At 58.8% G+C, this 5538-nt stretch carries 1 protein-coding gene and 3 pseudogenes; all 4 read left to right on the forward strand.

Translation table 11 applies throughout. From position 1 onward, the window contains the following. Positions 1–660: 660 nt before the first annotated feature. The 4 genes and pseudogenes from FXV83_RS39745 to FXV83_RS39760 all read left to right on the forward strand — a co-directional run bounded on the left by FXV83_RS39745 (position 661) and on the right by FXV83_RS39760 (position 5522). Positions 661–1864: pseudogene (locus FXV83_RS39745) on the forward strand (IS3 family transposase). Positions 1865–1919: 55 nt separating this feature from the next. After that, a pseudogene (locus FXV83_RS43675) lies at positions 1920–2464 on the forward strand (tyrosine-type recombinase/integrase); the annotation flags it as partial. 1396 nt (positions 2465–3860) lie between these two features. Then, positions 3861–4688 carry a Crp/Fnr family transcriptional regulator gene (locus FXV83_RS39755; protein ID WP_148745496.1) on the forward strand — a complete coding sequence of 276 codons (828 nt, stop codon included), beginning with the start codon at positions 3861–3863 and terminating at the stop codon, positions 4686–4688. Between the two features lie 54 nt (positions 4689–4742). Further along, a pseudogene (locus FXV83_RS39760) lies at positions 4743–5522 on the forward strand (IS5 family transposase). Positions 5523–5538: the final 16 nt, after the last annotated feature.

Here is a 5538-nt window from a genome sequence, read left to right on the forward strand (position 1 = left end):
CGCTTTCTATTCACGAGATACCAGTCCTACTTGCTCTCTCAATCGTTCGGGCCTTCAGCCATCGTTTGCGGCTCCGCCTATCTGTTTTCTCCACCTTTCGGCCTTGGAGTGCCTCAATAGCTTTGCCGACAGCCTGACCTAATACGCCCTCAGCTGACTTCTGCCCGGTGGTCAGACGGCCTCGCGTCGTCTCAGTCGCCCGAGGGCGACACCGGGCAGATCTCCCGGGGTAAGCTCAATCGCCTTCGGTGCACAACCGCCGGATCTACGCTTCGCATCCTTGATGGATCTGGACTTCGCGATGTGTCGCCCGCTCGTCCGACGCTTGCGCCTCATATCCGATTTTTGTTCATCGGCTCGCACCTTTGATCCACGCTTCCTTCAGACCCCGCCTCGCGACGGCAGCCCTTGCGTTTCACTAACCCTTCACCTCCATCAGGTTGGGTGGAAGACTTTCACTTCCGAGCTATTGAGCATGCCCGGCACACAACGAAGCCGCTGGCGCGGCATGTAGGGAGACATAGCAAGGATTGCCTCCTGTCTGAGAGGATTGCGGGTTTTCGAAGCCCAACCCTTTAGACAGGAGGTTTTCCGATGGCTGTGAACCTCCTCCGAATTGATGGACACCTGTAGTAGGCTCGAAGAGCCAGGAGGTGTCGAATGGAAGGACGTCAACGTCGGTCGTTTACGGATGACTACAAGCGGCAAGCGGTTGATCTCGTAGCGTCGAGCGGGCGCTCGATCGGATCTGTTGCCAGGGAGCTTGGCCTGCGCGATTCCGTGCTGCGGCGGTGGGTGGAGCAGCGAGGGGCCCGGCTGGAGCCGACGGCGGCGACGCGGCGCCCCACAACGCAGGCGACGCTGCCGTCGGCGGACCACGCGGCAGAGATTGCGCGTTTGCAGCGGGAGAACGAGCGGCTGCGCATGGAGCGCGATATTTTAAAAAAGTCCATTGCGATCTTTGCTGGAGTTCCGAAATGAGATTTCGCTTCATCGAAGATCGCCGCGCCGACTATCCCGTGACGATCATGTGCGGCATGCTCGGTGTCTCGCCGGCCGGCTATTATGCCTGGCGCTCGCGCCCGGAGAGCCAGCGATCCGCCGCCAATCGTGAGCTCGTCGACGACATCAGGCGGGTTCACCGCGACACCAATGGCCGCTATGGCAGCCCGCGCGTCCATGCCGAGTTGAGGGCTCATGGCCGCGGGGCCACCGCGGTCGCATCGAGCGATTGATGCGCCGCCATGGCATCAGAGCCATCATGGCGAAGCCACGCCGGGTGCGGACGACCGACAGCCGTCACGATTTCCCGATCGCCCCGAATCTTCTCGAGCGCAACTTCATCACCGCCGCGCCGAACCAGATCTGGCTCGCCGACATCACCTACGTCGAGACCAAGCAGGGCTGGCTCTATCTGGCCACGCTGATGGATCTCTACAGCCGCAAAATCGTCGGCTGGGCGATGGCGGATCATTTGGCGCGGAACTGCCAATGGCGGCCCTAGCGATGGCCATTGCGACACAGCGGCCTGGCGCCGGCTTGATCCACCATTCAGACCTTGCGGCTCATCGAGGCCCGAAGACCGGCGGACTGCATCATCTTGCGATACTCCGTCGAAGCATATTGGGCGGCCACGAGGCGACGCAGCAATCCTACCTCAACGGCCGATTGCTATGATAACGCGCCGATGGAGAGCTTCTTCCACACGCTCAAAACAGAACTCGTCCATCACCAGCACTATGAAACACGTGAGGAAGCCAGACGTGATATCTTTGCTTACATCGAGGGCTTCTACAATCGAAAGCGTCGTCACTCCGCCATCGGCTATATCAGCCCGATCGTGATGGAGCTAAAAGCAGCTTAACCCTGTCCATTTTTTCGGGGGAAGATCAGCTGAGATCAGCCCACTTCGCCGCCGCATGATCGAGGACATGACGGTCCGCAATCTGTCACCGCCGTAGCGAAGTTGAGCCGATATTTCGGTCGTTCTCCTGACCGCCTCGACCTGGACGATATCCGTGCCTTCCAGGTTCATCTGGTCGCGACGGGGATGTCCTGGCCGGCCCTGAACCAGATCGTCTGCGCACTGCGGTTTTTCTACGGTGTGACGCTTGGTCATGACACCGTTCCGGAGCGCATCGCCTAGGCGCGTAAACCGCGCAAACTGCCGGTCGTGCTGAGCGCCGACAAGCTCGTGCGCTTCCTGGAAGCAATCCCAAGCCTCAAGAGCCGTACCGCGCTGACCACCGTCTATGCCGCAGGCTTGCGCGTATCGGAAGTGGTCCTCTTGAAGGTTGTCGACATTGATAGCCAACGGATGTTGATCCGGGTCGAGCATGGCAAGGGCGGCAAGGACCGTTACGTTATGCTCTCGCCGCAGCTTTTGAGGATTCTGCGGACGTATTGGCGGCTCACTCGGCCAAAACGATGGCTGTTTCCCGGCCGCGGCGACGAGCGTCCGCTCGTCACCCGGTCGGCGAGAGTTGGAACCCGTGATGTGATGGGCCAACGAGCTGAAGCGAAGATTTGGCTCGCGCCGAGCTTTCACTGCTATTTGTTCAAGTTCGTTTCCATGGTCAGCTGATCTTCTCTTAGAGTAGAAGGCCGTGACTCCCGTTGAATGGAGCCCATGTCGCCCAAGAACAATTCAACTACCGCTGACCGCTTCCCCATGTAGTCGGCTCTACCGACCTCCGAGTACTATCAGTCAGTCTGCCTTCCACCCGGTCATCAGCCCCTTCTCACCTGATCGGCTTGGCAGGTCCTACAAGCTTGCCCTTGAACCGGATGGATCTCCCTTGTTCAAGTTGCTTCCTTGGTTGCATGCTGGCGGTACGAACCCCGGGAGCACCTCAGCCCGCTCGCGATGACGCGGGTTCCGATTGCGCCCCTTTGAGAGACAGGGTCGGCTACTCCGATCACGTTCGATTTCGGGGCTATCTTCCCGTTCACTTGATTTCGACCTGCAACCTCCCTGTCTACGCTTCGCAACGGCCGTTACCGGACGCCACGCAAGACTCGGTTCGCGGCTGCTCGCTAGGCTTTGCCGCGGCCGTCATCGCAGCGGCAGACTTCAACGCGCTTGCAAGGCGCAAATCCCGCCGAACTTGGCCTTCTATTTGGTAGATGCTCGCGTCACTCACGCCGTACTTGCAGCACAGATCGGCGACTGAGAAGCAGGTCTCTGCTCATTCAAATCCCTTGATCTGCTCTTCAGAAAACGCGGTTGCCCGTCAGGCTCTGGTCCTCGTCGGGGGCAGAACGAACTTCAAGGCCGGATTAAGTCCACGGGGCAAGTTATCATGAGCTAGTCGGCGCTGGAGCGCTTAATTCAACCGGCCAATCGGCCGTGGCTTTTGCTGACGTGTCGGAGCTGGGAGAGCGCATCCCCTTTCCAGGATAAGATAAGGTGAAGGGCGAGGCGCTCGCGACCAAATCGGCGCAGAGTTTGTCTCGCACGTGCTGCAAACATTATTCCATCGAGGGTCGATCAGAGCCGCTGTTGTTCAGCGAGGCGTGTTATCGAGCTCGAGCGAGATTGCCGCCAGTCTTTCCAGGCGACTTCGTCGACCATTGGGGACGCTGCAGGTGCGGCCGCCGGGTCGAGGCCAAACTCACCAGCAACGAACACAGGATCTAGCTTGAGCCACTAACAGCTCACCAGCCAGCCTGCGAGCCAAGGGATACATTTGTAAGAGGCGCAGTCTGTAGCTGGTGAAAGCCGCCGAAAGGCAGCGTGATAGCGCGGGATTTAGTCGTTAAGGGACCCACTTTCGCACAAATCAGGACTGACGCGTTGTTATGATTCGAGTTCAATGGTTTGTGAATTTCGACGGGGTGACCCATCAGGAGGCGGCATTATGACCACTGACGTATCTGGCGTCCTCGGTATGTTTGACATCTCCCCAGATTCGGCTTTCTTGCGGGCCAGCGGCACGCTGGCTACGAACCATCGGTTGAGTGCCGTGCGCTCGAATACGCGGTTCTTTGTCAAGAACGCGATCCTGGCGGCGCTCTCGTTGCAAGACCTCGCGGCAATAGGGGAGTTTTTGGAGCCAATCGTACTGAGAGAGCGTACGCTCCTACATGAGTCGAAAAGGCCTCTTGATCACGTCTATTTCGTAGAATCGGGCCTTGTCTCGTTGAGGATTGTTGCGGCGGGGTGCATACTTGAGACCGCAACAATTGGTCGTCGCGGGGCGGTGGGAGCTTCCGTGTTATTGGGCGGACACGTTTCGACATATCAAGCGGTTGTGCTGTTTCCGGGAAGCGCGCACAGAATCCACGTCGAGGACTTGCATCGCTTAATGAACAATCGCCCTGAAATTCGAGAGCACCTACTTAGGTACGTTCAAGCGCTGAGCCTGCATTGCGCTCAGACAGGGCTGTGCGGCGTTCGACACGATCGCGAAAAGCGGCTTGCATCGTGGCTCTGTTTAGCGAGCGATGCTGTGGACGCTCATGTGCTTCCAGTTACCCATGAATATCTCTCTTCTGTTTTAGGGCTGCGACGCGCTGGCGTAACTGAGACGCTAAACCACTTTGAGGAACAACGTCTGATTCGTAAAACGCGCGGCGTGCTACAAATTGGAGAGCGTCGCTGCCTCGAGGAAAAGGCATGCAGCTGTTACAAACTCATTTCCGGCGCCTATACTGGAACCGAGTATGCGATTTCACATTTCAACTAACTCACTAGGGTCTGTACCTAAATAGCGCCACGTGATTCCCTCTCCTGCAAGTTTTTGATTCGGGGGCGAGAGAATGCACGCGGGGTTGTTTTGGCTGAATGACAGGCAATGGGCGCGTATCGAACCGCATCTGCCGACGGGACTGACGGGGCCGGATCGGGACGACGACCGGCGCATCATCAGTGGCATCATTCACATGCTGCAATCGGGTGCGCGATGGCGCGATTGCCCGCGTGAGTACGGCCCTTACACGACGATCTACAATCGCTTCAACCGCTGGGCCAAGCGCGGGCGATGGTGCGCAATCTTCGAAGCGCTGGCCAAGCCCGGCGAAGACGGCGTCGTGCTGTCGCTCGACTCGACCTCGATTAAAGCTCACCGGTGTGCCTCCGGCGGAAAAGGGGGGAGCACAATCAAGCAATCGGCCGCTCGCGCGGAGGCCGCACGACAAAAATCCATGCGCTGAGCGATCCGCTCTGCCGGCCGGTGGTCCTGCATCTGACCCCAGGTCAGGATGCCGATATCGCGGCGGCGCCCGATGTTCTGGCGCTCGCGCCGCCCATGAGCGCGCTCCTCGCTGACAAAGGGTATGACGGCGACAACCTTCGCGGCGAAATTGTTCGTCGCGGCGCCAAGCCCGTCATCCCCAACAAATCCAACCGCGTCGTCATCCATCGCTTCAACAAACGCGCCTACAAAGGCCGAAATGTCATCGAGCGTTGCTTTTGCAGGCTCAAGGACTTCCGGCGCATCGCCACGCGATATGACAAGCTCGCCCGGAATTTCTTGGCCGCTGTTCATCTCGCCGCTCTCGTCGCATATTGGCTCAATTGAGTCTGGACCCTAGTCA

It is taken from the genome of Bradyrhizobium hipponense (assembly GCF_008123965.1).
In the GTDB taxonomy this organism is placed as follows: Bacteria; Pseudomonadota; Alphaproteobacteria; order Rhizobiales; family Xanthobacteraceae; genus Bradyrhizobium; species Bradyrhizobium hipponense.

Excerpts from the sequence above, each read along its gene's own strand:
- FXV83_RS39755 (WP_148745496.1), top strand. The coding sequence starts at position 3,861 with ATGACCACTGACGTATCTGGCGTCCTCGGTATGTTTGACATCTCCCCA.